This window comes from Thauera sp. 2A1 (genome assembly GCF_009469595.2).
Taxonomy (GTDB): domain Bacteria; phylum Pseudomonadota; class Gammaproteobacteria; order Burkholderiales; family Rhodocyclaceae; genus Thauera.
Genome location: NZ_SSXV01000076.1, coordinates 1 through 2,422, shown reverse-complemented (window position 1 = coordinate 2,422; position 2,422 = coordinate 1). Strand labels below are relative to the sequence as shown.

Sequence of the window (2,422 nt, the reverse complement as noted above, 5' to 3'; positions counted from 1 at the left end):
AAGCTATGGCAACAAATAAAAAGCCAATAGATTCATATCACTTGCAGATGTTACAGCTAATTATGTCTGATCCTCGTATTCAAAATAATTTGCTAATGGATGGGAGCAAAACAATTAAAGTTGGATATGATGGAACAGTATTAATAGGACGCCACAAATATGGTTGGGTAAATAAGTGGTTTAATTCCTATTATGTAATAGACTTTTTTAGTTTAGTACAAAGAATAGCTTTTATCATCACAGGTGTAGAAAGTAACAATTGTGATAAGTCAGGTTTGGTTGGGTTTCTGACAGAAGCAATTGATAAAGTACTTAAGAAAGATGAAAAAGAAAAAGTAATCGAGTTATTATTGTATTACTGTACATTACTTGATGAAAACAGTCCATTGAAATTGACCTATGATATTACAAAAGATGACCCAGGCTTTGATAAAAATATGGGTAACAACAGCAAGCGACGCAAAATGGTTGGGGTAGCAAATGCTTGCATAGATTTTGGGTATGAAAGAATACCTGTCAGTTTACATGTTGAAGGAGATTTATAATCGAATATATACATTTGGTTGGGTTCGTATTGAGTAGAAAATAATTGAAAATCAACATAAAATCAGTAAGAGTATATACATTTGGTTGGGTTCGTATATACTCTTACTTACTTGCCTCTGATAATGTTACTAAGGTAACTAAGTGTTGGAAAGCCGAGAGAAGAAGAATCGGATGCCGTATCGAGATGTGACAGAGGCGCTAACTCTTTGATCTTGTCTGTCTTATTTCTTAATTTTATTGTTATTCATATCAGCGGTCTGTGAAGATAGCTGATATTTTAAGTTATTAGACTTTGATCGGTCTATTAACTACACAGGTAGACTTTCTAATATACTATGTAATTAACTAATTGTCAAATTATTAAAATCAAGTATATATGAAAGCAAATAAATTTATTGAACAGCGTGATAAACTATCAGCAGATATTACTAAGTATTGGAATATTATTTCTATTGAGAATGTAGTAAATCGTAATTATCAGCGTACTTACGATTTGAAAGAACTTTATAATACAATTAAAGGTCTTACAGATGATCGAGTAATTGTTAAATTAAAGATACTATGTATCAACATGGGTATAAAGAAATTTAGTGATTTGCCAGCTGATTGTAATCAATTGGATGTATTTAAGCTATGTGAATTGCAAGAAATGAAAGTACATCTAAGTCGTATACGAACTTTGAACCCTGTTCTTAAGTCTAAGAAAGGTAAAAAAGCTCTGAATAAGACTGAAGTTTTAACTTCAAACTGGGTTAAAGCACGAATAAAAGAACTCGATTTAGAGATTCTGAAATTAAAAGAGAAACTTACTAAGTTCAATGAAGAAACAGAATTTGATGATTCTGCTGCTCCAATGTGCTTAGCTGCTTAAAATATAACAAGGAAGCGATAGGGAGAGTACGTACGGGAAATCTTAAAATATTAACCTATTTAGCTTCCTTTAGTTTTTAACTATTAAAATCAATTGTTATGAATCAAGAAACTAGAAATAAGAAAAATGCTAAATACCAGCAAAACTTACAGAAACGTTATGGATTAACTAAGTCCTCAGATTATAAAACTATGTGTAGTAAAGGGATATCTTTGTCAGAAAATATTAAGCCTATGACAAAGGAATTTGTAACTACTCGTCGTCATGATAAGATAGTAAGTAGAGAAGTATATACTTATAAGTGGACTCCTGAAGCTACTAATGCACGAAAGGAGTATCATGAAGCTAAAAAAGGTATAGCTAGTATTCCTAAGAAACCTATACAGGTGTCTGATAAGAAGGATAAAAAACAGTTATTAGAAGAACGTCCTTATTCTGGTTACCATAAAGAACTGGTACAGAATCTATATGGTAGCAATAAAGCAGAACGTATTGCTAAACAACAAGCTTATAAAGCCGCTCATGAAGAGAAAATTAAGAAAGTAGCTAAACAACTTGCAGAGTTCAAGATGTCTAAGAAGCTACAGTATTTAGAACAAAGACCGTATAAAGTAGTTATAGCTACTACAGACGATAAAGAGTTTAAGACAAGCTACTCTAATCTACCTATTGAACAACTTACTGAAGTAGTTACTAAATTGAATACAAAGTTATCCGATAAATATAGTAACTACGAGTCTATTACGATAGTAGATAGAGCAACTTTAGAAAAGAAATGCTTTGCTAAACATTTGCCAGAGATAAAGCAAGCAGCGTAGAGCGACAGACTTTTAGCAGGATAGTCTATAAAGAATCCTGCCTCAAGGGGTGTTCAGCTAGTAGGCAAGCGCAGGGTACAGGGAGGAATATTAGAGAGACTCTAATACACTATTTATAGTGCTGCAACCAATCGGCATCATGGGTTCGATTCCCATACACTCCACTAAATTTATACGCTATGAAGAT

The 2,422-nt window shown here is 32.6% G+C and carries 3 protein-coding genes and 1 tRNA gene; all 4 read left to right on the top strand.

Going from position 1 to position 2,422, the window contains the following annotated elements; translation table 11 throughout:
* Positions 1 to 545, top strand: a 545-nt coding sequence (locus tag GH664_RS22415; RefSeq protein ID WP_194270477.1) for a hypothetical protein, incomplete at its 5' end; no start/stop codon positions are given.
* 377 nt (positions 546 to 922) lie between these two features.
* Positions 923 to 1,417 (top strand): hypothetical protein, encoded by a 495-nt coding sequence (locus tag GH664_RS22410; protein WP_153163775.1) that lies wholly within the window; start codon positions 923 to 925, stop codon positions 1,415 to 1,417.
* Between the two features lie 98 nt (positions 1,418 to 1,515).
* Entirely contained in the window at positions 1,516 to 2,235 is a 720-nt protein-coding gene (locus GH664_RS22405) for a hypothetical protein (RefSeq protein ID WP_153163776.1), read from the top strand.
* Between the two features lie 46 nt (positions 2,236 to 2,281).
* Positions 2,282 to 2,399: transfer RNA gene (locus tag GH664_RS22400), tRNA-OTHER, on the top strand.
* The last annotated feature ends 23 nt before the right edge of the window (positions 2,400 to 2,422 follow it).

What these genes read in the sequence shown, in the direction of transcription:
- GH664_RS22410 (WP_153163775.1), top strand. Translation starts at nt 923, where the DNA reads ATGAAAGCAAATAAATTTATTGAACAGCGTGATAAACTATCAGCAGAT.
- GH664_RS22405 (WP_153163776.1), top strand. Translation starts at nt 1,516, where the DNA reads ATGAATCAAGAAACTAGAAATAAGAAAAATGCTAAATACCAGCAAAAC.